This window comes from Priestia sp. JNUCC 25, assembly GCF_053667915.1.
The window spans coordinates 4,253,246-4,278,289 of sequence record NZ_CM132211.1; the positions used below are offsets into that span (position 1 = coordinate 4,253,246).

The window sequence follows — 25,044 nt, forward strand, 5'->3', positions numbered from 1 at the left end:
TACTGCGCGTTTATGCAGTCAACTAAAATACATGCAAGATTTGTGCCATCCTCTGCATATATTACATAATATAGCTGCTTATATCCTTTCTTACGCACAAAAAAAATTTTTTTATTGATTCTAACAACAAATAGAAAAAAAGAATACCTCTTTATTTATATGCAACAAATTGCACACCATGCATTTTATTGCATGCTGTTATTTGCAAGATTGTATTTTTCCAACTTATAATACAAAGAACGCAGGGAAATATTAAGCTGTTTTGCTGTTTTCGTTCGGTTATACTCGTTTGCAAGCAGCACTTTTTGAATAAGTTCCGCTTCGTAATTTTCCATCATGTGCGCTAAAGTCTTCCCTTCGAACATTACCTCTTCATTCACCTGATTTTTTTCTTTATTGCCCTTGCCTTCAAGTGAAGGGAGATGAACAGAATCAATCATTGTTTCTGTATAGTGCATATAAATAATCGCTCTACCTAATATGTTTTCAAGCTCTCTGACATTTCCTGGCCAGTCGTATGATCTTAATGACTGTAAAGCCCGCTCTGTTACTCCTTCAACATGTCGGCCGTAATCTTGATTAATTTTTGTAATTAAGTGTGTAACAAGCGCACCAATATCCTCTTTTCTCTTCCGAAGTGGAGGTATGTGAATCGGAATTTTGTTTAGCCGATAATACAAGTCCTGTCTGATGCTCCCATCAGCCATTCCTTTTTCTAAATTCACATTCGTAGCTGCAATAACGCGAACATTCACCGGAATAGGAGTCGTTCCTCCAACGCGAATAAGCTCTTTTTCTTGAAGAACCCGAAGCAGCTTAGCCTGCATATGAGCTGAGAGCTCCCCGATTTCATCTAAAAAGATGCTACCGTTATTGGCTTCTTCAAAAACGCCGCGTTTCCCGCCTCTTTTTGCCCCGGAAAAAGCTCCTTCTTCGTACCCAAAAAGTTCACTTTCAAGCAAAGACTCAGAAAGCGCAGCACAGTTAATCCGGACAAATTTATTAAACTTTCGGCTGCTCGCATTATGAATAGCATGTGCAAACAACTCTTTACCCGTCCCAGATTCACCTCTAAGCAAAACAGTAGCTGGTGTTTTAGCAGCAAGTCTAGCCTGCTCAATTGCTAACTGAAACTCTTCAGATTGACCAATGATATCAGCAAATGAATATTTCGCTTCAAGCGTTCGGATAATTTGACGCGCTCTTTTGAGTTCATTTGTAAGCTCTTGAATTTCAGACATATCATGAATAACGCCAACGCTGCCTTTTAATTTTCCATCAACAATAACGGGTGCAACATTCACAACTACGTCTCTTTTACTCGGACCGAGCCTCATCCTTACACCTCGAACAGGACGCCTTGTTTGCAGCACCTTCATGTGCATACTGTCTCCTTCAGAGATATCGGCAGTCGCGGGCTGACCAATAATATCCGTCTTTTTTAAACCCGTAATTCTCGTATAAGCAGGATTAATTAAAATACCTCTTCCTTCTTCATCCACAACCGAAATAGCTTCTTCAGAAGATTGAATAATAGCTTGAAGCATAGTTTGTACTTCTTTTAAGTTCGTAACTTCTTCTGCCAATCCGACAACGTCCGTAATATCTTTAAAAATCGAAAAGGCCCCAAACAGCTCTCCATTCTCGTCGAGTATTGGTATTCTAGTCGTAATTACCTTGCGTCCGCTATCTAACACAAATTCACTATTTTGATCAATCGTTTTTGTATGAAGAACATCAACAAGTTTACTATTTGGAATGACTTTATGAAGATGCTTACCAATTACATCTCTGTGTGAAAAGTTCGTCAAACGCTCGGCACTTTGATTAAATAGCGTAATATATCCATTCCTATCAATCACGACCATCGCATCATGAGCCGCGTTAAAAATAAGATCATATTTATACGATTCTTGCTTTAACCGCTGAATTAACTCTTCTTTTTCCTCCATCAGATTGGCCATAATTTCAGCAACCAATCCCGGCACTACCAGTGCATCAGCGGGTTTGCTTCTTTGCAATTGTTGAAAGACGCCTTGTTTACCTGTTGTTTCAACAATGACATCGAGCTGCTTTGTCATATAAGGCTCCCAATTCATTCCGGTTGAAATATCTTGTTCTTGCGCATGCAAAACAGCCGGCGCGTTAGCTCGTACGTCTACTACACCAATCACTTTCATAAATTCTGTTTCCAACAAGATTTTCAGAATAGCTAATCCGCCTTTTCCTCCTCCAACAATCAACACATTTTGCATATTTTTTCACCTTTTCTACTTAATATGTACATATTCCGTGCAAAATATTGCATATACCTATCATATAAAAAAAGAAACGCTCTTGACAATTTATTTAGTTCTTTTATGATTCAAGTATAACGGTTTGTTAATGTAAACGCATTCATTTTAAAAAAAGAGAAGAGAAAGGAGCAGTTATGGTTCGAATTATCGCACTGCTAATCTTACTTATTCCTGGTATACTCGCTGGCTATGGCATTAAACTTATGAGAGATATGATTTTTGGCATCCTGCAATCCCCGTTCCCTTCTTTATTTTTGCAATTTTCAGTCGGTCTTCTATTATTTTTAATCGGCCTTGGATTTGTTGCTGGCTTTATTCTGCACAGAGACCGCAAGCGAAACAAAGTTCAAAACAGATTTCAAAAAGATAAAAAAACATCGCATTAATGCGATGTTTTTTTACGAAAAGCGCCCTCCAAATTGCTTCACCATTTTTTCTGGATAATCGGTAATAACGGATTCACATCCATATTTTCGAAGCTGCTCAGCTACTTTTACATCATTTACTGTGTAAGGTCGCACTGGAATTTGACAATCTTTTGAAGCGGCTACATTTACTTCATTAACGGTACGCTGATTAGGGTGAAGAGCTTTTGCGCCAAGATGCTGCGCATATACCCAAGGCTCATACATCGGATAAGAATATAAAATAGCTGTTTCAATCGTAGAATCCAGAGAACCAATTCGGGCTAAGCTGTTATGATTAAAAGATGAAATCATCGTTCGATCCTTCATCTTGTATAAATAAATTAAATCCAAGACTTTCATTTCCAAGTATGGATAGTCAAATATATTGTTTTTCAACTCAATATTTACGCTAATTCCTTCACTTAAAGCCCACTCCATTACTTCATTTAACGTGGGGATTTTACATACTCCATACTTTTTTTTGAACTTATAGCTCGCATCTAATTTTTGTAAATCTTGATACGTAAAATCTTTTACATACCCTTTTCCATTCGTCGTTCGATCTACTTTTTCATCATGAATTACAGCAAGTTCTCCATCCTTTGTCATATGCACATCAAGTTCAATTCCATGTGCTCCAACTCTCGCTGCTTCTTTGAAGGAAATCATCGTATTTTCAGGAAACGTTCCAGCTGCGCCGCGATGACCTATTACAAACATACTTGCTCAACTCCTCTATTATCACTTATTATTAACTTTAGCATTACTTAATAGTGAAAGCACGAATTTACTGTTTATACTTTTTCACTTTCATTACTTTATATGCAAAAGGAGGTCGTTGTGTATGAGACCACTGCAAATTTCACCGGATACAGCCGTAAAATTAGCGGAACAATTAAATATCCCTCTCGAGCAATTAATGCATATGCCTCAGCATATTTTGCTGCAGAAACTTGCTGAATTAAATGCGAGCGAAGATAAAAAAGGATCTGAATAACAGATCCTTTTTTCTTTCGAATTTTCATTTCCAAAAATAGTATTACCTTATCACTTCATTCCCCATAACATATATTAGAATATTTAATAATATAAATGTATTTTTAAAAATGCTTTTAAATAAGTAATTTAATACTTTTTTGTGTATATTTAATTATTTTTTGATTTTTCCATATAATTTCATTGACGAAATTATTGTTTTTCTACTAAAATAAAAATACATTATATTTATTCCAGTACTTATATTCTGATTTTTTGATCAATTCAAAAAAAAGAATTAAATAGTATGAGAAAAATTTAGGGGGACTTCATTATGCAAGCAGCTGTACAACACGAAAATCAGCAGCCAAATGGGTCTAGGAAAAAACATCCTCCTGGACTGTACTTATTATTCGCTACTGAGGCATGGGAAAGGTTTAGTTATTATGGAATGAGAGCCATTCTGGTTCTTTATTTAACTGCTACCGCTGCTCAAGGTGGACTCGGGGTAGATAAAGCAACTGCACTGAGCTTATATGGAACATTCACTAGTGCTGTTTACATTACGCCAATGATTGGCGGATATTTAACAGACCGCTTCCTCGGAAGAAGGTTAGCCATCACTATCGGTGGTGTGATTATGGCACTTGGGAATTTTTCCATCTTCATTCACCAAAGTGTAGCCGCTTTGTATATCGGACTTGCTTTATTAATTATCGGAAACGGATTTTTCAAACCAAATATCTCCACATTGGTCGGAGATCTGTATGAAGAAAATGATCCTCGCCGTGACGGTGCTTTTACCATTTTTTATATGGGTATTAACTTTGGTGCATTTTTCGCACCGTTAGTTGTTGGATTAATGAGTTACAAATACGGATTTTTAACAGCAGCTATTGGAATGGTTGTTGGACAAATTTTATTTAACCTACTGGCTAATCGCTACTTAGGTGATATCGGGAAAGAGCCTACAGGAAAAGTTCACGCAGCGGCATCTCAAACATCAACCGCTCCGCTGACAGTACGAGAAAAGAAAAGAACGGTTGCTATCGTTATTCTAGCCTTCGTTGTTATTGCTTTCTGGACAGCTTTTGAACAGGCTGGAAGTTCTTTAACGCTATATGCTCAAGATCAAATTAATCGTCAAATAGGTAGTTTCACGGTTCCAACAGAGTGGTTCCAATCATTGAATCCGCTGTTTATCATGATTTTAGCACCAATTATGTCACTAGTTTGGTACAAGCTAGGAAATTCAAAACGCGGTGATTTCAAAACGCCAACAAAAATGGGTATGGGACTTGTAACAGTCGGATTAGGATTCTTAATTTTAATTCCGGCCGTTATGTATACTGGTAATGATCCAGCTTTAAAAGTAAATATCCTGTTCATGATTTTCACTTACTTCCTGCACACGCTAGCTGAGCTTATGATTTCGCCAGTAGGGTTGTCTATGGTAAGTAGACTAGCTCCATTAAAGCTTGCTTCTCTTTTAATGGGCGTATGGATGGCAAGCTCTGCTGTCGCTAATAAGCTAGCGGGTGTTCTTGCATCTTATACACAGTCTTTAGGTTATTTCGATATCTTCAGCTTAATCGGAGCTGTAACAATTGTACTTGGAATTATTGTTCTGTTCCTTTCAAAACCGATTGCTAAATTAATGGATTAAAAAAAGCAGCCTTTTCTGAAGGCTGCTTTTTTTATAATTTACTCATCCATATCCCATTTAAAATATGGAGATAAATTTTTTAATGCATCTTCTAAATCTTTTTTTAAGTACAAAACCCTCATAACAATTAAATAAATTATTTCAATAAAATACACCACTATGGATATGAAGAAAAACAAGATGCACGTTCTATTAACCTCAATATTTTCACCTCTTAAAACAAAATAAAAAGACCAATGAATGATTAAAATTCATCGGCCCTGCAGTAGAAAGTTTATTGGTTTTCAGTTTACTATCTAGTGTAAATTCCAAAAGTTTATCGGCATGTACTCTGTATTACAAAAGGTATAAACTCACTCAAAACCCCGTAATTCCAGCAGTCCTATCCCTTTCAACTCGCTTTATGTTCAAGGCGTAATTTATCCGCAACCATGGCGATAAATTCACTATTTGTCGGCTTCGCTTTTGACATGCTGACAGTATATCCGAATAATGAAGAAATGGAATCAATGTTTCCTCGGCTCCATGCTACTTCAATGGCATGACGAATGGCGCGCTCAACGCGGCTTGCCGTTGTATTATATTTTTTTGCAATATCAGGATACAGTACTTTTGTAATCGACCCAAGCAGCTCAATATCCTTATATACCATTGAAATGGCTTCTCTCAAATACAAATAGCCTTTGATATGAGCAGGTACACCAATTTCGTGAATGATGCTCGTAATGCTTGCATCTAAATTTGCTGGTTTGCTGTCGCGATGTGAACGCATGGAAGAAGATGAACGTTGCATAAATGAAGATGTTTGTCCGCTAACTTGACGAATATGATTCACTAAGTTTTCCATATCAAACGGTTTTAGAATAAAATAAGCAGCTCCTAAATCCACCGCTTTTTTCGTTACGTCTTCTTGACCAAATGCTGTTAGCATAATGACATTTGGATAATTTTCTTTTTTCATTTCTTTTAACTGACCTAAAACTGCTAATCCATCTAGATGCGGCATAATAATGTCTAATACAAGAACATCCGGATTTTTATCTTTTAAAATGGATAAACACTCTTGTCCATTGTAAGCTACTCCGATTACTTCCATGTCTTCTTGCTCTGAAATATAATCTTCAAGCAAACCAATTAGTTCCCGATTATCATCAACCAAGCATACTTTAATTTTTTTCAATGCAGCTTCCTCCTCAGTCCTTTATGTTATACGTCGTTTCCTACGTGTCTCTATTCTTTATTCTAAAGGACAAATTCGACAATGCAACATTATTTCCTTTATTTTTTTAGAAAAAAGTCTTTTAAATGGAATTTATTCGGTTTTCTCTTATTTTCTTTGTTTTTCGACGTTTTTCTCGTACATTTACGACAATAATTTTTATCAAAAAAAGCGAACTAATGACAACATTAGCTCGCTTTTTTTCGATTATTTTTATAAATATCAATTCCTGCTTCGTTAAGCATCCATTCAATATGGACACCATAACCCGAGGTAGGATCATTTACAAAAACATGGGTAACCGCTCCAACGACTTTACCGTTTTGAATAATCGGGCTCCCGCTCATTCCTTGAACAATTCCACCTGTTTTCTTTAGCAATTTAGGATCTGTAATTTTAATAACCATTCCTTTAGTAGCCGGAAACTTTTGAGGTATAGTACTCATAATTTCAATATCAAATTCTTCCACTTGATCATCATCTACTACCGTTAGAATTTTAGCTGGTCCTTCTTTTACTTGATGAGATAGGGCAATTGGCATTGCTTTATCCATTATTCCGTTTTCCATCGTTGAAGACAATTTTCCAAAAATACCAAAAGGACTATTTCGTGTAATATTTCCAATGATTTGTCTATCTTCAGAAAACCTTGCTAGCTTTTCACCGGGAACGCCGTTAGAACCTTTTTCAATTGATGTAACGGTCGAACGGACAATTTGTCCATCTTCTACTACGATTGGCTTTTTTGTATCCATATCCGAAATAACGTGGCCTAAAGCGCCGTATTTTTTAGATTTTGGATCATAAAAAGTCATTGTGCCAATTCCTGCAGCTGAATCACGGATGTATAAACCAATTCTGTACGCATAATCTTGCTTATCTTTTAACGGATACAGCTTAGTGTCAAACTGCTTTTTTTCTCTTAAAATATGCAGATTTAATGGTTCACCCGTTTTTCCTGCCTGCTGAATAAACGGTGTAATATCACTCATTTTTTCAATGGTTTTACCATTAATCTTCGTAATCATATCTCCAACTTGAATACCCGCAATTTCGCCAGGAGATCTTTTACCTTTTGCTGTATCTACCTGATGATAGCCTACAACAAGAACACCTTTTGAATTTAATTTCACACCGATTGATTGTCCACCTGGAATGACTTTAAAATCAGATAATACCTGCACGTCTACACGCTTTACAGGAATACCGGCCAAATGAAGCATCAACTCTTCTTTGCCTACCTGTTTGCCTGCTACAGTCAGCTTCGCCTTGTTACTTGTTACATCGTAAACAGGTGATGAAGCTTCTACGCTAAGCGGTAATGTCGTATTAATTTTTTCTTTTTGCTGTTCAAATAAGACGATTTGTTTTGGAATGTGTATATATTGTTGCACAACTGGAATAAACCCTACAAAGATGAACGAAACAAGGAGAATCGCACCAATTATATGTCTGTATCGATTTTGCATGTTTTCACTCTCCTCGCTTCCTCGCCTAAATGGCTACACATTTAATTTAGCCTTCTTAGAGCGCATTTATAACAGAAGTTCAGAGAAAAATGAAAAGAAGTGCAAGGAAACATTTTCAGTTCCTCCATTTTGTATAAAAAAACACCTCTAACACATACTGTTACGTGTTAAAAGGTGTTTTTTTAAATGGTGTGCTTCATCTTATCCGCTAAATCTAAAAGCTCTTTGGCATGTTCCTTCGTTAAGCTTGTAATTTCAGCTCCTGCAATCATTCGACCAATTTCTTTTACTTTTTCATCAAGAGTTAATGGAAGAACAGATGTCGTTGTACGATCACCTTTTATCTCTTTAGCAATAAAGAGATGAGTATCTGCCATCGCTGCTACCTGAGGCAGATGAGATATACAGAGAACTTGTGAATCAACAGAAATAGCATGTATTTTTTCACCGATCGATTGAGCTACTCTTCCACTTACGCCTGTATCAACTTCATCAAAGATAATGGACGTCACGCCTTGATGCTTAGAGAAGATGCTCTTTAACGCCAGCATAATTCTTGACAGTTCTCCTCCTGATGCTACTTTTGCAAGAGGCTTTAAAGGTTCACCAGGATTGGTAGAAATATAAAATTCTACGTTGTCAATGCCGTCTTTGGTGAATTTTATTCTTTCTCCATTTAATTCAACGTCATTTTTACCTGCATTTACAACAGAGAATTTAATTTGAAATACGGTCTTAGCCATATACAGTTCTTGAAGCTCATGATGGATGCTGTCCGTTAACTCTTGAGCAAGTTTTTTTCGAATAGCTGAAACGTTATTAGCTTCTACTAATAAATCCTGTGCTACACTGTTTAACTGTTCTTTGATCTTGCTCACATGCGTATCTCGATTTTCAATACGATCAATTTCATCTTCAATTTGCGCTGCATATTCTAGAATTTCATCTACACTTTGACCATATTTACGCTTTAAGTGATTAATTTCATTTAAACGCGCTTCAATAAAGTCTAAGCGTTTGGGATCAAATTCTAATAAATCAAGCTGCTGACGAATTTTATAAGATGCGTCTTCTAGCTGATAGAAGCTCGATGAAATGATCTCAGAAATTTCGGCATAGTTTTTTTCCAGTGACGAAATATCCTCCGTATGATTCATTGCTACGCCTACCCAATCTAAACCTTGATGTTCACCGTGCAGCGCATTGTACGCATCGTTTAGCGACGTATAGATCTTTTCAAAGTTAGAAATCTTCAAACGCTCTTCATTTAGTTCCTCGTCTTCGTTCAGCTGCAAATTTGCCGCTTTGATTTCATCTAATTGAAATTGAATAAGATCGAGGCGATGTGCCATCTGCTGTTCATTTTCAGTTAATTGATCGAGCTGCTTTTTTAGCGATGTATACCTAGAAAATACCTCTCGATACTCCGTCAAAGCCTCTTCTACTTTTTCTCCTCCATATTGATCAAGAAGAGTTAAGTGACGATCTTGATTCATTAAATCTTGGTGCTCGTGCTGTCCATGTATATCAATTAACGTCTGTCCGACTTCACGTAGGATAGCTAACGTTACGAGCTTACCGTTGATGCGACAAATACTTTTCCCATTTGTAGTGATATCTCGGCGAAGCACAATCATTCCATCTTCCACTTCCAAACCGACTTGTTTGGCTTTTTCGTGACTCGGATGCTGTTCTTCATCAAATAAGAAAAGTCCTTCAATTTCGGCTCTGTCTGTTCCGTGGCGTACAAACTCGGAAGAGCCTCTTCCACCTACTAACAATGAAATGGCATCAATAATAATCGATTTCCCCGCTCCTGTTTCGCCTGTTAATACCGTTAAGCCTTTTTCAAATGAAACAGAAAGTTCATCAATAATCGCAAAGTTTTTAATGGATAATTCAGCTAACAACCTGCTTCACTCACCTTTATAACATTTCTAAGAATCGGTCTGATATAATTTGCGTATCTTCAGGAGTACGGCAAATAATCAAACATGTATCGTCTCCACAAATTGTTCCTAATATTTCATCCCAGTCCAAATGATCAATTAATGCGCCAATCGCATTTGCATTTCCCGGTAATGTTTTCATCACCAACATATGCCCAGCTGAATCAATTTTTACAAATGCGTCCATAAGAGAGCGCTTTAACTTTTGTAAGGGATTAAAACGCTGATCTGCAGGCAAGCTGTATTTGTATCGACCGTCCATCAAAGGCACTTTGACTAAGTGCAGTTCTTTAATATCACGAGAAATTGTTGCCTGTGTTACATTAAAACCTTGGTTTTTTAAAATATCTACCAATTCATCCTGTGTTTCAATATCATTATTCGTGATAATATCACGAATTTTAATATGTCTTTGCCCTTTATTCATGTTGGCACCTCACATTAATATGTAATCTTCTTTTTGTTTTGTTGTTTATAAGTCTTTCACTAATTAAGTATCATAATGTGTTCAACTTGATTATGCACCTTTTGTATAAAGAGTCATAATCAAATCGCCAATGCTAAGTCTTTGCTTAACATTGGCCATTATTACTTTTTCTCTTTTAACGTCTTATGTGCTTCTTCGACTACTTCACGCACAGTAAGCGGAGCTTGATTTTCACCAAGTTCACGCTCGCCTTTCCAGCGCAGGTGGAGAAGAAATTCGATATTTCCATCTCCTCCCGTTATCGGTGAATACGACATGTTATATACATCGTATCCTTGACGAAGCGAGAAATCCACCATGCCTTGAAGAACTTCTTCATGCACTTTTGAATCACGCACGATTCCTTTTTTCCCAACTTGCTCTCTTCCAGCCTCAAACTGTGGCTTAACGAGCGCAACAACATCGCTGTGTGGAACAAGAAGTTTTTTTAACACTGGAAGAATGAGTCTTAAGGAAATAAATGATACATCAATAGAAGCGAATTCAGGCAAGCCTCTTGATAAATCAGCTGGCGTCACATAACGGAAATTTGTTCGTTCCATTACTTCTACTCGTTCATCTTGACGAAGCTTCCAAGCTAGCTGATTATAGCCTACGTCTAGCGCATAGGACATCTTCGCTCCATTTTGAAGCGCACAATCAGTAAAGCCTCCAGTAGAAGAACCAATATCAATCATGATTTTATCCGCTACATGGACATTAAATTCTTTAATCGCTTTTTCAAGCTTAAAGCCGCCTCTGCTGACGTAAGGCATCACTGCACCTTTAATTGTCAGCGGCGTATCGCGTTCAATTTTCTCTCCCGGCTTATCCAAACGGACTTCATTCGCATAGACAAGTCCTGCCATCACTGTACGCTTTGCTTTTTCTCTTGTTTCAATCAAACCTCGTTCTACTAATAATACATCTACTCGTTCTTTTTTTGTCACTTAACTTCAAGCCTCTTTTGTGTTGGTGTTACGAGTTTTTTAACTCGATTTATAATCTCTTCTTTGGTTAAGCCAATTTCTTCTAAAAGTTTTGTTACGCTGCCGTGCTCGATAAAGCGATCTGGAATGCCCATACGTTCAACGCGCGTATCATAATAGCCGTGCTCTGATGCAAACTCTAACACCGCGCTTCCAAAACCGCCTTGAAGTACCGCTTCTTCTACCGTAATCACAGGCTTACTAGTTTGGAAAATCTCATGAAGCATTTCTTCATCCAGCGGTTTAATAAAACGAGCATTTACCACTTTGACGCTGATTCCTTGCTTCTCAAGTTCTGCTGCTGCATCCATCGCCATTGAAATCGTTGTACCAAACGTTAAAATGGTTGTATCTGAACCTTCTTTTAATACGTCCCATGTACCGATCGGAATGTTTTTCAGTTCTGAATCTAGTTCAACACCTAATCCGTTTCCTCTAGCATAGCGCATAGCAATCGGACCTTCTTCATAAGTCAAAGCAGTGTGAACCATGTGCTGGCCTTCATTCTCGTCTTTTGGCATCATAATAACAAGGTTAGGCAAATGACGTAAGAATGCAATATCAAACACGCCTTGATGCGTTTCACCATCAGCACCTACTAGCCCAGAGCGATCAATCCCAATAAATACATTTAGCTTCTGACGGCAAATATCATGAACCACTTGATCGTATGCACGCTGTAAAAACGTAGAATAAATAGCTAAAAAGGGCTTCATATTTTGAGTTGCAAGACCCGCTGCCATTGTTGTTGCATGCTGCTCTGCAATCCCAACATCAAACATGCGATGCGGAAACTCTTTTTGAAATGCTTCGAGTTTTGAACCCACAGGCATTGCTGGCGTTACAGCTACAATACGATCATCTTCCCTAGCCATCTTCAATACCGTATCACTTACTAGTTTACTCCAAGCAATCGGAACATTTTTGTCTTTAATAAAGTCACCGGACTCAATTTTGTAAGGGCCTGTACCATGCCATGCTCCGCTTTTATCGCTTTCCGCCGGCAAGTACCCTTTCCCTTTTTTCGTAATAACGTGAATCAGTACCGGACCTTTTGTTTTCTTTGCATATTGTAACGTTTCCAATAAATCATCATAGCTATGGCCATCAACCGGGCCTAAATACGTAAAGCCAAGGTCTTCAAAGAACATGCCTGACACGACCATATACTTTAGGCCATCTTTTACACGTTCTGCCGTTGCCGCAAGCTTACCGCCTACTGCAGGCACTTTTTTCAGCAAGACTTCAAGCTCATCTTTTACCCAGTTGTATTTGCCTGCCGTGCGCAAACGTCCTAGAATACTGTGTACAGCCCCCACGTTAGGAGCGATAGACATTTCATTGTCATTTAAAATAACGGTCATATCCGTTTGCTCGTGCCCGATGTGGTTAAGCGCTTCAAGAGCCATACCACCTGTTAAAGCTCCGTCACCAATGATAGGAACAATATGAGCTTTTGTTTTTTGCAAATCTCTTGCAGCAGCCATTCCCATTGCGGCTGAAAGAGATGTAGAACTATGTCCCGTTTCCCATACGTCATGCTCACTTTCGTCACGCTTTGGAAAACCGCATAATCCTTTATATTGACGGATTGTATCAAACTCTCCCGCTCGTCCTGTTAAAATTTTATGGACATACGACTGATGCCCGACGTCCCATAAAAATTTATCTTTTGGGCTGTCGAACACTTTATGGAGTGCAAGCGTTAACTCAACAACCCCCAAATTCGGCCCTATATGACCACCAGTTGCAGAAAGCTTTGTAATTAAAAAACGACGAATCTCTTCACTTAGTTCTTCTAATTGTGTTACTGACATTTTCTTTAAAAACTCAGGATTTTTTATCGTTGTAAGATCCAAGGTGGATCACTCACTTTCGTACTTGTTATAAAGTTACCTTAATACATTGTCTATTGTTTTATACGTATAGTCAATTTTTAGTATTTCCTTATTACTTACAATACCTTTGATATTCTATCAGTAAACCAGTGATATTCAAAGGAAAACAGTGAAAAAATAGCCGCTAACACAAATGTGATAACGGCCACCAAGATATTGTATATGTCTTTCAAACCTATGCACTACGCTTTTATACAGTAGTAAAATCATTATAGCATAGCCCCTATTGGGACTCAATCTTATTTTACTGTATCACTCAAAAAAACCTGACAGAAATCGTCATTAACTATCACGTTTTGCTATATATAAACAAATTTCTTCTAGTAATCCGTGCTTAATTTGAGCTTGACGTAACGAGAGAAGTGCTTGTTCAACATGATACTGTAACTTTTCTTTGGCCGCTTCCATACCTAACAAAGAAGGATATGTCGTTTTTTCATTTTCCGTATCACTGCCAATTGGCTTTCCTAATTTTTCTTCAGACCCTTCCACATCCAAGATATCATCTTGAATTTGAAACGCTAACCCTACATGCTTACTGAATTCTTCTAATAATTCTTGCTGTAGAGGCGTAGCTTTTGCAAGAATAGCTCCTGCTTTTACACAAAACCCTAGCAGCTTCCCCGTTTTGTGAAGGTGAATATATTCAAGCTCGTCTAGCGTGAGCTGCTTTTTTTCCCCTTCCATATCCGCAACCTGTCCGCTGATCATACCTTCTGTTCCGCTTGCTTTTACCAGTTCTGTAATGAGCTGAAGCTTCATATGTGATGTAATCTCAGGATGTGCCGCTTCAGAAATGAGCTGAAAGCTATTTGTTAAAAGAGCATCTCCAGCTAATATAGCCGTTGATTCGCCGTACACCTTGTGATTCGTTGGTTTACCTCTTCTTAAGTCGTCATCATCCATGCTAGGTAAATCATCGTGAATGAGAGAATATGTATGAATCATTTCCACTGCACATGCTGTTTCTAATCCCATGCTCTCGTCTTTTCCAAACGCATGTAGCGTTGCAAACAACAGCACTGGGCGAAGTCGCTTTCCTCCTGCAGTAAGCGAGTAAAGCATGGATTCCTTTAAGTTAACCGGAGCATGTAATGCTTTTACCACTTCAGGCAAGCGTGTTTCTACTCGATCTTTTGTAAAAGAAATATACTCTTTTAAATTCATTTCATTCACCATCACTCTTCCTCCTGTACCGAGAATGGCTCAAGCGTTCCGTCTTCACGTAAAATAGTTTCCATTTGCTTTTCAATATGCTGAAGACGATCGTGACAGAATTTTGAAAGAGTCATTCCTTCTTGGAATTGTTGAATTGCTTCTTCTAAAGGCACGTCGCCTTCTTCTAGCTTGTTTACGATGGTTTCTAACTGCTCCATCGCCTCTTCAAACGTATACTCTTTATTTGTCGCCATTTTTCATCGCTCCTCTATTTTCGAAACTTCACACTGCAACTGTCCATCGGTCAAACGAACGTTTACCACATCGCCTTTGGATACTTGTTTGGTTGATTTAATTAACTCTTTTTCTTTATCGTATACTAAGCTGTAGCCTCTTTCCATTGTTTTTAATGGACTAAGCGTATGTAATTTTGACGTTGCCGTTGCAAATAAAAGCTGTTTTTGCTTTAGCAGCTGCTGCATCTCTTTGGTCAGCATTTTCGTCAGCTGCTGTTGACGCTCCGCCGCTTTCGTTAACTGATGCTCGGGGTGATTGCGCAACAAAGCAGCTGTTAGTTGCTCGTAGTTCGTCCGTTTATGTTCAATGTACCTTCTGCCTTCACGATAAAAACGCTCCATCAACTGATCTAACTGCTGCTCTTTTTGCTCGACCAACTTTTGAGGATAACGAAAAGCATATGATTTCTGGGATCGTTCAAGCCTGCGGCTACTAGACTGAAGCATTTCTTTCATCGAACGAAGAAGACGGATATTTCGCTGAGTCAATCTTTCTGTAATTTCACTGATATGAGGTACAGCCAATTCCGCAGCACCCGTTGGAGTAGGAGCGCGAAGATCTGCTACAAAATCTGCAATTGTAAAATCGGTTTCATGTCCAACCGCTGAAATAACAGGAATATTAGAAGTGAAAATTGCACGAGCAACGCTTTCTTCGTTAAAAGCCCAAAGCTCTTCAATTGACCCACCACCGCGGCCAACAATTAATACGTCTGCTTCTTTACGACGGTTTGCTTCTCCAATTGCCTTAATGATAGACGGTGCCGCATTCACTCCTTGAACAAGAGCGGGCATAACAATAATGTTCGCGTTATATCTGCGCTTTAATGTCGTAATAATATCACGTACGGCTGCTCCAGTTGGAGATGTAATAACACCTATTGTTGTTGGATACTTCGGCAGTTTTCGTTTCCTAGCAGGATCAAATAAGCCTTCTTTTTCCAGCTTTTTTTTCAGCTGTTCGTAGGCCAAGTATAAGTTTCCAACGCCGTCAGGCTGCATTTCTTTTACGTACATTTGATAATTTCCGCTTGGTTCATAAACCGAAATTTCAGCTCGAATGAGCACATTCATTCCTTCTTCAGGCTGAAAATTAAGCTGCCGGTTATGCCCAGCAAACATAACGGCTGCGATACGAGCATTTTGATCTTTCAAGGTGAAATACATATGTCCCCGACTATGACGTTTAAAGTTAGAAATTTCTCCTTTAATCCATACATCTTGCATGTGAGGGTCTACATCAAACTTGCGCTTAATGTATCGTGTAAGAGCCGTAACGGTTAGATAACGCACTTCACTCATCATTTTGCCTCCTTTGCAGTCACCCTCTCCCCTTTATATAAAGGAGAGAAGCATTTTGGTCACTTGATTTGGCAAGATGCACCTTTATTTAGATAAAGTTGTTAACACTTTAGACAATACGCCATTGATAAACTTGCTTGATTGATCATCGCCAAACGTTTTCGCTAATTCAATCGCTTCATTTAACGTAACGCTCGTAGGAATTTCTTCTTCATACTTCATTTCATATATGGCAATACGTAGGATAACGCGGTCTACAGTGGCTACACGATCTAACGTCCATTTTTCTAAATGATTGCGTAAAAGTTCATCAATTTCTTGCTGATGTTCAACCACACCTAGCACGAGACTTTCTAAAAATTGATCAGACTTTTCATTTTGTACAACATTTCCGATTGCCTCCATTGGCTCGGTCTGCCCTAAATCATGCTGAAATAGTGCTTGTAATGCTTTTTGGCGTGCTGTATGTCTTTTCATTATTTTTGCTCCTTTATTTATCTTCTTCAACTAGTATACCTAGATAATAGCATAGTTTATAAAACGATACTTCATTGTTCTTATACGAAGTTTGTAGAACACGAAAAAGACCGTCTTTATGACGAGACAGTCTTTTTCACTTTACCATAGCTTGTGTTGAAAAGGAACAAGTAATCATACGTTATTCCATTTTAGCAACAGCCGTTAGGTAAACGTTTGTTTTATTCAACTTCTTCAATATCAGTTTTTTGCGTATCAAACTGAATCCCTACGATATGAATGTTTACTTCATCGAGATCAATAGCTGTCATATTTTTAAGGGCTTGACGAATGTTATCTTGTACTTGTTGCGCTACGTTTGGAATAGACACCCCAAACTTCATCATACAAAATACGTCTACTTTTATCCCGTTTTCTGTTAAGTCCACTTTTACACCTTTACCGTGGTTTTTCTTTCCTAGTTTCTCCACAACGCCAGCTGCAAAATTTCCTCTCATTGCAGAAACGCCTTCTACTTCAGAAGCAGCAATACCCGCAATGACTTCAATAACCTCAGGAGCAATTTCTACTTTGCCAAGAGAATTTGGGTGTTCTTCCATTTCTAATACATGATTTTCATTCATGTACAGCACCTCCTATAGTTTATATTATACTAAGAATTCATTACGTCATATAGCTCAAGAAACTTCGTGTTGAATTCACCACTAACAAATTTTTCATGATTTAATAGTTTTTGGTGAAAAGGAATAGTGGTCGCAACGCCGTCGATAACAAATTCATCTAACGCGCGCTTCATTCGTTCAATAGCTTCCTCACGAGTTGGCGCATGAACAATCAATTTAGCCACCATTGAATCATAGTAAGGCGGGATTGCATAGCCCGGGTATGCAGCAGAGTCTACGCGCACTCCGTAGCCACCTGGCGGCAAGTACATTTGAATCGTACCTGGTGATGGCATAAAGTTTTTCTCTGGGTTTTCTGCGTTGATTCGGCACTCAATTGCCCATCCGTTAAATGTCACTTCTTCTTGCGTAAACGGTAAAGTTTCACCATTTGCCACTTTGATTTGTTCTTTAATTAAGTCAACTCCCGTCACCATCTCGGTAACAGGGTGTTCTACTTGGATACGCGTATTCATTTCCATGAAGTAAAATTTGTTTTCACGGTAATCATAAATGAATTCCACTGTTCCGGCTCCTGTGTAATTAACGGCTTGAGCGGCTTTAACAGCAGCATCGCCCATTAATTCACGCGTTTTTTCGTCTAATGCTGGAGAAGGCGTTTCTTCAATTAATTTTTGAAGACGGCGTTGAATCGAGCAATCACGCTCTCCTAAATGTACAGTATTCCCATGAGAATCAGCCAACACTTGGATCTCAACGTGACGGAAATCCTCAATGAACTTTTCAATGTACACACCAGGGTTACCGAAAGCTGTAGCAGCTTCTTGCTGTGTAATTGCAATACCTTTAATAAGCTCTTGTTCATTTTTCGCAACGCGGATTCCTTTTCCTCCGCCTCCTGCCGTTGCTTTAATAATAACAGGATAGCCAATATCATTAGCGATCGACATACCGTCTTCCACTGACTCTACAATTCCAGTTGAACCAGGAACAATTGGGACACCGGCTTCACGCATCGTTTCTCTCGCTACGTCTTTTGTCCCCATTTTGTTAATGGCTTCAGGACTTGGTCCTACAAATGTAACGTTACACTCTCTGCATAGCTCTGCAAAATCAGCGTTTTCAGCTAAAAAGCCGTATCCAGGGTGAATGGCGTCACAGCCCGTTAGCATCGCAACGCTCATAATGTTTGTAAAGTTTAAATAGCTGTCTTTAGATGACGTTGGTCCAATACAATACGCTTCGTCTGCTAATTGTACATGCAAAGAATCGCGATCAGCTTGAGAATGAACAGCTACTGATTCTACACCTAACTCTTTACACGCTCGAATAATTCGAACCGCAATTTCTCCTCGATTCGCAATTAATAGCTTTTTAATCATATTTACCGCTCCTTATTCAGGCTTTACTAAGAAAAGAGGTTGACCGTATTCTACAAGTTGTCCATTTTCAACTAATACGTCAACGATTTCACCTTTAACTTCTGCTTCGATTTCATTAAATAATTTCATTGCTTCTACGATACATACAACCGAATCTTTTTGTACTTTATCTCCAGGAGTCACGTATACATCTGATTCTGGCGATGATGACCCATAGAATGTCCCTACCATCGGAGATGTAATTTTATGTAAGCTTTCATCAACCGCTGGGGCCGCTTGTTCTTCTTTTGGTTGAGCAGACTGTGCTGCTGGGGCTGGCGCTGGAGCCGCTGCTGCCTGCGGTGCAGGTGCTGCCGCTTGTTCAGGTGCCGAAACCACTACTTGCTGCGCTTGTTTGGAAACAATTGCGTCTTTTTTCTTCATCTTGATTTTGGAGCCTTCGTGCTCATAGGTGAACTCCTCGATTGATGATTGATCAACTAGTTTAATGATCTCACGGATCTCTTGAATTTTTAACATATTGAACACTCCTACCTCATGAAAATAGAATTCTCTACAATGTTAATAATACGACAGATGGCTACAGCCATTCAATTCGTTTGGCAAACATTAAAAAGAAGTTCCACTTACTCTATAATAACTTTTTAGCGTTATCGTTTTATAAATGGAAACATAGCTTTACAGATGACAACACTTATGAAAACATTTGTCACCTAGTACTAATATAAGATTATGAAACCTATTATAACCGAAGTAAAAAAAGAAAGCCATGTTAAAATTTTTACCGTATCGCTTAGATTTTAGTCATTTCATAAAAAAAGAAGTGTAAACAACCCCAATTTACGGCTGTTTCACACTTCTTTTATTCCCTTTATTTAGTTGGCTGAAACTCTACCGCTACTTCTTTTGGACCCATTTCTTTTTTGACTAGCTGAATGATTTGATTTGCTTTTGTTTTTGAGTGTTTTTCTGTCTTAACCGTAATTTGTACTTGCTTTCCGTCTGCTCTTACTAGCGCGTCACTGTATCCTTTTGCTTTAATTAATGTTTCCAGCGTGGCTTCTTTTTCCCCGAGCTTTGATAATTCATCAATTTTATCCATCGCCTTGCTTACTTCCGCAGGCGTCACATTTTTTGATGCAGCTACTTCTTGATACTCTTCTTTTAATTGACTTCTTTCATCATTTAATTCCAAACGAAGCGCCGTAAATAGCTCATCGCTATCTGTGCTTGATACAACCGCTGATTCTTTTGCATTTTTAGCCGTTTCCTTCTTTACATCTTCTGCTGAGCCTTCAGTTTTTGAATCTTCTTTTGTTCCTGATTTCTCATCTGCTTGTTGTTTTGTATCTTCTGCAGGAGCCTTGTCATCAGCTTGCTTTTCGCTTTGTTTTTCATTGTCTACTAGCGCAACATTACTCTGAGGATTTTCTGGCGTTGTCATATAATATACCGATAACACAACAACTAAACTTAACATTGTTAATAACCAAACCGTTTGCTTTTTTAATAACATATTCATTTCCCCCTCATCCTTTTTTCGCTAATACTGCTACTCTATGACTTGGTATATCGAGCGCTCTTGTCACGGCTTCAATAATAGATTTCTTTACCTCGATATTATCAGCTCCTTTAGCGACAACTAACACGCCTCTTACTTTTGGCTTTTCGGTTTTAACTACAACAGGCTTTTCTTGTTCTCCACTTCTCACAATGACCAGCTGTTCGTCTGTTGAGGAATCTTCAACTTTACGAGTCCCTCCTTCACGGTCCGTTTCGTTGGTCGTTTGCGATTTTGTGACGCTGTTTTTTTCATATATTTTGGATTCTGTTGCATCTAGGTTCACAATTACTTTTACCTTACTTACGCCTCTAACTTGATCCAAAATATCTTTCAATTCTTCCTCATACCGCTCTTCATAACCTGTCATCGTTGTTGTCTTTTTGGAGCTAAAAGCGGGAACATCCTGTGATACCGGTGGTGCGCTGGTTTCTTTGCTTGCACTCTTTAATAATCCGCCTGAATTCATAGATGTTGTGAGTGAGTTGCTAAATACCATAAAGATAACGCCTGCAGCTAGTAAAATGCCTATATACATTAACTTTGAAGGTTTCTTCGTAGTTGATGACTGTTTAAGTGAAAAGAACCGCTGAAAAAATGATGGGTCACCTTTTTCTGGCTTTTGACTCATTTCGTGTCTCCCTCCTCCATATTCACAACAACTTGGCCTTGTTTCACATCCCATTTTGCTGCTAGATAGTTGGATAATTTCTTGGATTCTGTTGGTTTGTTTGTTTCGATCGGTGTGGAGGTATCAATAGAAATAACTTTCACAGCTGAAACAACCTCGGAATCATCCGATGCTTTTTTACTTACGGCAACTGAAATGGATTTAATATTGTCAGCGGTAGGTTCGTCGTTCGGCTTTTTTGTTTCAATGTGAATTCGATCAATTGCTACACCATACTGATCCATCAACTCCTCTTTTACATCTGCCTCCATTTGGACAGCCATTTGTTCTAAAATATATGCACGTTGTGAAGCTTGTATTTCTTTTTTCTGATTTTCTATTGAATTTTCTACCTGCTGATCAGATCGAATAGATGATAAGCTAAGTGATTTCAGCATTTGATTAACATCCACTTTGAAAATTTGAAAAACGGGTGTAATAATGATCAGCATTAAAAGAAGTCCAACCACCAGCTTTGTATATTTTTGAAAACTAGAATTGGGCAACAGTAAATTAATAATGGTAGCTAATAAGATAAAAAGAACGATATTAGTAATCCACGTCGTTAAGGCCTGCAATTTCTTCACCTCACCATCATTGTGACGTTGCTCGCTGTAATGATGACCGTTAAACATAAGAAAAACATAAGCGAGACAACCGCAAGCGCCGCGAAAATATAGATGACGCTTTTGCTGATAATGCTCAAGCAGGAAATAACTGGTCCTCCTCCAATAGGTTGAAGAAGAGCTGCTGCTAGCTTATAGATAAAAGCGAGCGTTAACACTTTAATAGCCGGAAACGCGACGATTAACAGTAAGACTGCTACTCCAGCAATCCCTACTGAATTCTTTAATAGAAGCGAGGCACTGATGACTGTATCAGCCGCATCTGTGAATACACGTCCTACAACAGGTATAAAGTTCCCTGTAACAAACTTTGCCGTTCGAATTGTAATACCGTCGGCAACAGCTGAGGTGGCCCCTTGAACGGACAGCACTCCTAAAAAAACAGTTAGGAATATTCCGAGCACGCCAATGCTTATATTTCTCAACAGCTGAGCAAGCTGTGTAACCTTATGCTCATCTGAAATCGTACTCACAATGCTAAGCAGTGCTGAAAGAAAAAGCAGCGGCATCACTACGTATTGAATAAGCAAACCGCTTGTGTTCATTAAAAACAAAATCATCGGATGAAAAAAGGCTGCCGATACAACTCCTCCTGATGATGCCATTAAGGCAAGCAGCAGCGGCACCAGAGCTAAAATGAATTTGGTCATGGTCTCAATCGCTCCCGTTGCATAAGAGATAGCAATTTGAAAACTATTAAGAGCAATGATAATCAAAACCATATATACAAGCGCATACGCTACTTTACTTACGGTTTGCTGATTAAACGCACTTTGGAGCGTTTGCAAAAACACGCTAAAAACCGTTAGCATAATGAGCGTACCGAGGAGCTTTCCATTTGCTAATACTTCGTGAAATAAAAACTTTACAAGACCTCCTAGCCATTCTTTAAGAGAGAACTCTTTTTCTCCTTTTAAAAAATCGACTAAACTTCCCTTCTGACTCTCGGGTAAAAAGCCGCCGTATTGGGTAATAATATCGTCCCAAAACTGTTTGACTTCATCGATACCGAGCTTATCAATTTGTTCATTGACAAGTTCTTGCTGCTTCGGGGGTTCGGAAGCTTGTACATTTTCTGGAAAGAAAAAAAAGAGGAACAAAAGAAGAGCGAGTATATTCACTTTAAACGTCCACCGCTTCATTTCGTCACCTCATATTAAGTAAAATTAATTGGGCAGCATTGAAATAATTGTTTCAATAATGACCGTTAAAATAGGAATTGCCATGGAGAGAATCAGCACTTTTCCACCTAGTTCAATTTTAGAAGCAATGGCACCTTGCCCTGCATCTTTCGTAATTTGAGCACCAAATTCGGCGATATAGGCGATACCAATAATTTTCAAAATGGTTTCCACATAAATCATGTTAACGTGAGCATTAATCGACAGCCGCTCGACCATCTTAATAATCTCGTAGATTTGATCAATTAAAAAAAGAAAGATCACGGATCCCACGAATACAACAAGTAAAAAAGCAATAGGTGATTTATGTTCTTTTAAAATAAGAGCCAAAAACGTAGCTACTAATCCTAAGCCCACAATTTGAAGCATTTCAATGGCAATTCACCCCTCTACCCTTGAAATAAAAAAACCGATTTAATTTTTTGAAATAAGTCCTCTACAATCGAAGCAACCATAAATAAAATATAAATAAAACCGATGAGGGTAACCCAGTTCGCGTAATCTTTTTTTCCCATCTGTTCGAGTACGGTGACTAAAAAAGCTACGACGATACCAATCCCAGCAATCTGAAAAATGGTGTTCATATCAATTCCCACATTCAATCCTCCTCCATCGCTACATCAATAGAATGACCAGTAGCAACCCAGATAGAAAGCCTAAACTTTTAACCATTTTTTCATAGCGATTCTGCTTATCAACTGCATCTTGTTCTTCGCGTTCAAGATGATTCAGCGTCAGTAAGATATGCTTTTGCTGCGAATAACGATCATGCTGACCAAGCGTTTCACCAAATTGTTTTAAGATTTCTAGTTCTCCCGTTTTAAGTGCGGTTTGTTTCCAAAATTGGTCCAACGTCTTTTCCCAAGCTTCCTTGACACTTTCAGTACCTTCTTTTAATTTCATTGAAAACTCATTAAATAAAGAGGCCAAAGGATTAGGAAGCTGTAGAGATAACAAATGGGCAACTTCTTGAAGAGGCCGATTGCTGTACATAATTTCCGCTTCTAACGACCGCAGAGCCGTTTTTAATTGCCTGAGCTGCCTAGGTCTTGCACTAAGCTGCTTTGCAAACTCAAATCCTGTGTAAGTGGAAGCAAATAAGATAAAGATGGCACCAAACAGTTTCATACACCATCACCCTTTACTATTTTCAATAAGTGACTTTTCAGCGGACGTTTTCATGGAATTATAGTGCTCATCGTAGATAGCCTGAAGTGTTCCAGGACCTCGGCTGTTCGATAGCACAACATACCGTTTGAATACGTGAAGTTTCATTAAAGCTTGCAAAGTGGGACGCTTCATTAAATCGTCAATGTCATAGCCATGAACAGTCATGATGACACGAACGCCAGCATTAACCGCTTCAAGTACGGCCTTACAATCTTCTTCACTTCCAACTTCATCCACGATCAGCACATCGGGGCTCATGGAGCGAATCATCATCATCATGCCTTCAGCTTTCGGACAGCTGTCTAATAAATCCATTCTAGATCCGAATGTATGCTGAGGAACGCCTTTAACAGCCCCAGCAATTTCTGATCGTTCATCTACAATTCCCACTTTAAACGGAGGAATCTTAGAGCGCTCTATGCCAGTACTTATTACTCTAGCTAAATCGCGAATCATGGTTGTTTTTCCTGTTTGAGGAGGTCCTATAATGACCGTACTTTGCCAATAGCGATTGTATAAAAAAGGAATAAGCTGATTCGAAATACCAATCTTTTGTTTAGCAATCCGGATATTAAAGGATGATACATCTCGAATCACACGAACCTGTCCATTTTCCGTTACAACTTTTCCCGCTAGTCCAACCCGGTGCCCGCCTTCAATGGTGACATATCCTTTTTTCAATTCTTCTTCAATCATATAAATCGAAAACTGGCTTAATTTATTTAAGATAAATAAAGCATCTTCTGCACTTGGAAGATACGATTCGAAATATGGCTGATTGTTGATTGTAAATTCGACAGGTCTTCCTATGCGCACTCGAATTTCTTCTAGTACATGAGAATGGTTTGTGACATAAAATTCAACAGTCTTTTTTAAATTAGGCGGAAAGATTGCAAGTATTTCGTTTAACATATTCATCCCCTCATATTTGAACTCACTTCAATGTATTATAAGCTTGACCATTTTATGCCTACCTTTTATTTAAAAACACCGATTAAAATAAAGAGCACTCCTACTACAATCATGATTAATTTCCCAAAAGATAATTGATCAGCTACGGACACTAAACCTATGGTAAAAGAACTCACCATTACAATCGGACCAACAAGCGCTAACATTCCATTAATCATTAACGCTTTTTTCACATCATTGTTTGTGACAATTAAAATAGCGGCAATAAACTCAATAAATGAAGAAATAAATCGAAGGCACGCCATCGTCAATACCGTACCGTTTAAATGATCCAACCACTGCTTCATAAGC

Annotated in this window: 27 protein-coding genes; 3 read left to right on the top strand and 24 right to left on the bottom strand. The window is 38.5% G+C overall.

From position 1 onward, the window contains the following. Window positions 1-185: 185 nt before the first annotated feature. The gene (locus JNUCC25_RS22310) at window positions 186-2,255 is read right to left on the bottom strand and encodes a sigma-54 interaction domain-containing protein (RefSeq protein WP_013059127.1); all 2,070 of its coding nucleotides are present in this window, start codon (window positions 2,253-2,255) and stop codon (window positions 186-188) included. 176 nt (window positions 2,256-2,431) lie between these two features. On the opposite strand from JNUCC25_RS22310, the gene JNUCC25_RS22315 reads away from it, so the two are divergent. Continuing rightward, window positions 2,432-2,683, top strand: coding sequence for a DUF2627 domain-containing protein (locus JNUCC25_RS22315; protein WP_013059128.1), 252 nt, complete (start codon window positions 2,432-2,434; stop codon window positions 2,681-2,683). A gap of 12 nt (window positions 2,684-2,695) precedes the next feature. Here JNUCC25_RS22315 and JNUCC25_RS22320 read toward each other — a convergent pair whose 3' ends face one another. Further along, window positions 2,696-3,424, bottom strand: coding sequence for a glycerophosphodiester phosphodiesterase (locus JNUCC25_RS22320; protein WP_013059129.1), 729 nt, complete (start codon window positions 3,422-3,424; stop codon window positions 2,696-2,698). 124 nt (window positions 3,425-3,548) lie between these two features. On the opposite strand from JNUCC25_RS22320, the gene JNUCC25_RS22325 reads away from it, so the two are divergent. Next, entirely contained in the window at window positions 3,549-3,701 is a 153-nt protein-coding gene (locus JNUCC25_RS22325) for a YycC family protein (RefSeq protein WP_013059130.1), read from the top strand. Window positions 3,702-4,013: 312 nt separating this feature from the next. Beyond that, window positions 4,014-5,345: a peptide MFS transporter gene (locus JNUCC25_RS22330; protein ID WP_013059131.1), complete on the top strand. Its 1,332-nt coding sequence runs from the start codon at window positions 4,014-4,016 to the stop codon at window positions 5,343-5,345. A 391-nt stretch (window positions 5,346-5,736) separates the two neighbouring features. Here the strand turns inward: JNUCC25_RS22330 and spo0A are convergent, their stop codons facing one another. The 22 genes from spo0A to JNUCC25_RS22440 form a co-directional block, all read right to left on the bottom strand. Then, complete coding sequence (spo0A, locus tag JNUCC25_RS22335; protein WP_013059133.1) at window positions 5,737-6,525, bottom strand: sporulation transcription factor Spo0A; 789 nt, start codon at window positions 6,523-6,525, stop codon at window positions 5,737-5,739. 227 nt (window positions 6,526-6,752) lie between these two features. Then, window positions 6,753-8,033 carry a SpoIVB peptidase gene (gene spoIVB / locus JNUCC25_RS22340; protein ID WP_016765539.1) on the bottom strand — a complete coding sequence of 427 codons (1,281 nt, stop codon included), beginning with the start codon at window positions 8,031-8,033 and terminating at the stop codon, window positions 6,753-6,755. Window positions 8,034-8,215: 182 nt separating this feature from the next. Further along, on the bottom strand, window positions 8,216-9,943 hold the full coding sequence (gene recN, locus JNUCC25_RS22345) for a DNA repair protein RecN (RefSeq protein ID WP_013059135.1): 1,728 nt from the start codon (window positions 9,941-9,943) through the stop codon (window positions 8,216-8,218). A gap of 16 nt (window positions 9,944-9,959) precedes the next feature. Continuing rightward, window positions 9,960-10,409, bottom strand: coding sequence for a transcriptional regulator AhrC/ArgR (gene ahrC, locus JNUCC25_RS22350; protein WP_013059136.1), 450 nt, complete (start codon window positions 10,407-10,409; stop codon window positions 9,960-9,962). A gap of 161 nt (window positions 10,410-10,570) precedes the next feature. After that, window positions 10,571-11,398 carry a TlyA family RNA methyltransferase gene (locus JNUCC25_RS22355; RefSeq protein ID WP_064472124.1) on the bottom strand — a complete coding sequence of 276 codons (828 nt, stop codon included), beginning with the start codon at window positions 11,396-11,398 and terminating at the stop codon, window positions 10,571-10,573. Next, window positions 11,395-13,296 carry a 1-deoxy-D-xylulose-5-phosphate synthase gene (dxs, locus tag JNUCC25_RS22360; RefSeq protein ID WP_454222484.1) on the bottom strand — a complete coding sequence of 634 codons (1,902 nt, stop codon included), beginning with the start codon at window positions 13,294-13,296 and terminating at the stop codon, window positions 11,395-11,397. The genes JNUCC25_RS22355 and dxs overlap by 4 nt, the downstream gene beginning before the upstream one ends. A 321-nt stretch (window positions 13,297-13,617) precedes the next feature. Next, window positions 13,618-14,514: a polyprenyl synthetase family protein gene (locus tag JNUCC25_RS22365; protein WP_454222486.1), complete on the bottom strand. Its 897-nt coding sequence runs from the start codon at window positions 14,512-14,514 to the stop codon at window positions 13,618-13,620. After that, window positions 14,514-14,747, bottom strand: a complete 234-nt coding sequence (locus JNUCC25_RS22370; RefSeq protein WP_013059140.1) for an exodeoxyribonuclease VII small subunit — start codon at window positions 14,745-14,747, stop codon at window positions 14,514-14,516. Before JNUCC25_RS22370 ends, JNUCC25_RS22365 begins: the two co-directional genes overlap by 1 nt. A 3-nt stretch (window positions 14,748-14,750) precedes the next feature. Continuing rightward, window positions 14,751-16,091 carry an exodeoxyribonuclease VII large subunit gene (gene xseA, locus JNUCC25_RS22375; protein ID WP_064472126.1) on the bottom strand — a complete coding sequence of 447 codons (1,341 nt, stop codon included), beginning with the start codon at window positions 16,089-16,091 and terminating at the stop codon, window positions 14,751-14,753. A gap of 84 nt (window positions 16,092-16,175) precedes the next feature. Continuing rightward, window positions 16,176-16,568 carry a transcription antitermination factor NusB gene (gene nusB, locus JNUCC25_RS22380; protein ID WP_029320236.1) on the bottom strand — a complete coding sequence of 131 codons (393 nt, stop codon included), beginning with the start codon at window positions 16,566-16,568 and terminating at the stop codon, window positions 16,176-16,178. Between the two features lie 221 nt (window positions 16,569-16,789). Then, window positions 16,790-17,191, bottom strand: coding sequence for an Asp23/Gls24 family envelope stress response protein (locus tag JNUCC25_RS22385; RefSeq protein WP_013059143.1), 402 nt, complete (start codon window positions 17,189-17,191; stop codon window positions 16,790-16,792). A gap of 29 nt (window positions 17,192-17,220) precedes the next feature. Then, on the bottom strand, window positions 17,221-18,573 hold the full coding sequence (accC, locus tag JNUCC25_RS22390) for an acetyl-CoA carboxylase biotin carboxylase subunit (RefSeq protein WP_013059144.1): 1,353 nt from the start codon (window positions 18,571-18,573) through the stop codon (window positions 17,221-17,223). Between the two features lie 12 nt (window positions 18,574-18,585). After that, the gene (gene accB, locus JNUCC25_RS22395; RefSeq protein WP_029320234.1) at window positions 18,586-19,092 is read right to left on the bottom strand and encodes an acetyl-CoA carboxylase biotin carboxyl carrier protein; all 507 of its coding nucleotides are present in this window, start codon (window positions 19,090-19,092) and stop codon (window positions 18,586-18,588) included. A 352-nt stretch (window positions 19,093-19,444) separates the two neighbouring features. After that, window positions 19,445-20,095, bottom strand: a complete 651-nt coding sequence (locus JNUCC25_RS22400; RefSeq protein WP_223268967.1) for a SpoIIIAH-like family protein — start codon at window positions 20,093-20,095, stop codon at window positions 19,445-19,447. 7 nt (window positions 20,096-20,102) lie between these two features. Further along, window positions 20,103-20,765, bottom strand: a complete 663-nt coding sequence (gene spoIIIAG / locus JNUCC25_RS22405) for a stage III sporulation protein AG (RefSeq protein WP_013084996.1) — start codon at window positions 20,763-20,765, stop codon at window positions 20,103-20,105. Next, entirely contained in the window at window positions 20,762-21,382 is a 621-nt protein-coding gene (gene spoIIIAF / locus JNUCC25_RS22410) for a stage III sporulation protein AF (RefSeq protein WP_013059148.1), read from the bottom strand. The genes spoIIIAG and spoIIIAF overlap by 4 nt, the downstream gene beginning before the upstream one ends. Before the next feature lie 5 nt (window positions 21,383-21,387). After that, the gene (gene spoIIIAE, locus JNUCC25_RS22415) at window positions 21,388-22,572 is read right to left on the bottom strand and encodes a stage III sporulation protein AE (protein ID WP_013059149.1); all 1,185 of its coding nucleotides are present in this window, start codon (window positions 22,570-22,572) and stop codon (window positions 21,388-21,390) included. 24 nt (window positions 22,573-22,596) lie between these two features. After that, window positions 22,597-22,980, bottom strand: coding sequence for a stage III sporulation protein AD (gene spoIIIAD, locus JNUCC25_RS22420; protein WP_013059150.1), 384 nt, complete (start codon window positions 22,978-22,980; stop codon window positions 22,597-22,599). A 20-nt stretch (window positions 22,981-23,000) separates the two neighbouring features. Next, a complete protein-coding gene (gene spoIIIAC, locus JNUCC25_RS22425) occupies window positions 23,001-23,207 on the bottom strand; it encodes a stage III sporulation protein AC (RefSeq protein WP_013059151.1) in 207 nt (68 codons plus the stop codon). Window positions 23,208-23,226: 19 nt separating this feature from the next. After that, window positions 23,227-23,739 (bottom strand): stage III sporulation protein SpoIIIAB, encoded by a 513-nt coding sequence (gene spoIIIAB / locus JNUCC25_RS22430; protein WP_013059152.1) that lies wholly within the window; start codon window positions 23,737-23,739, stop codon window positions 23,227-23,229. 6 nt (window positions 23,740-23,745) lie between these two features. After that, complete coding sequence (gene spoIIIAA, locus JNUCC25_RS22435; protein ID WP_013059153.1) at window positions 23,746-24,693, bottom strand: stage III sporulation protein AA; 948 nt, start codon at window positions 24,691-24,693, stop codon at window positions 23,746-23,748. Window positions 24,694-24,758: 65 nt separating this feature from the next. Further along, entirely contained in the window at window positions 24,759-25,040 is a 282-nt protein-coding gene (locus tag JNUCC25_RS22440) for a YqhV family protein (protein WP_013059154.1), read from the bottom strand. Between the last annotated feature and the right edge of the window lie 4 nt (window positions 25,041-25,044).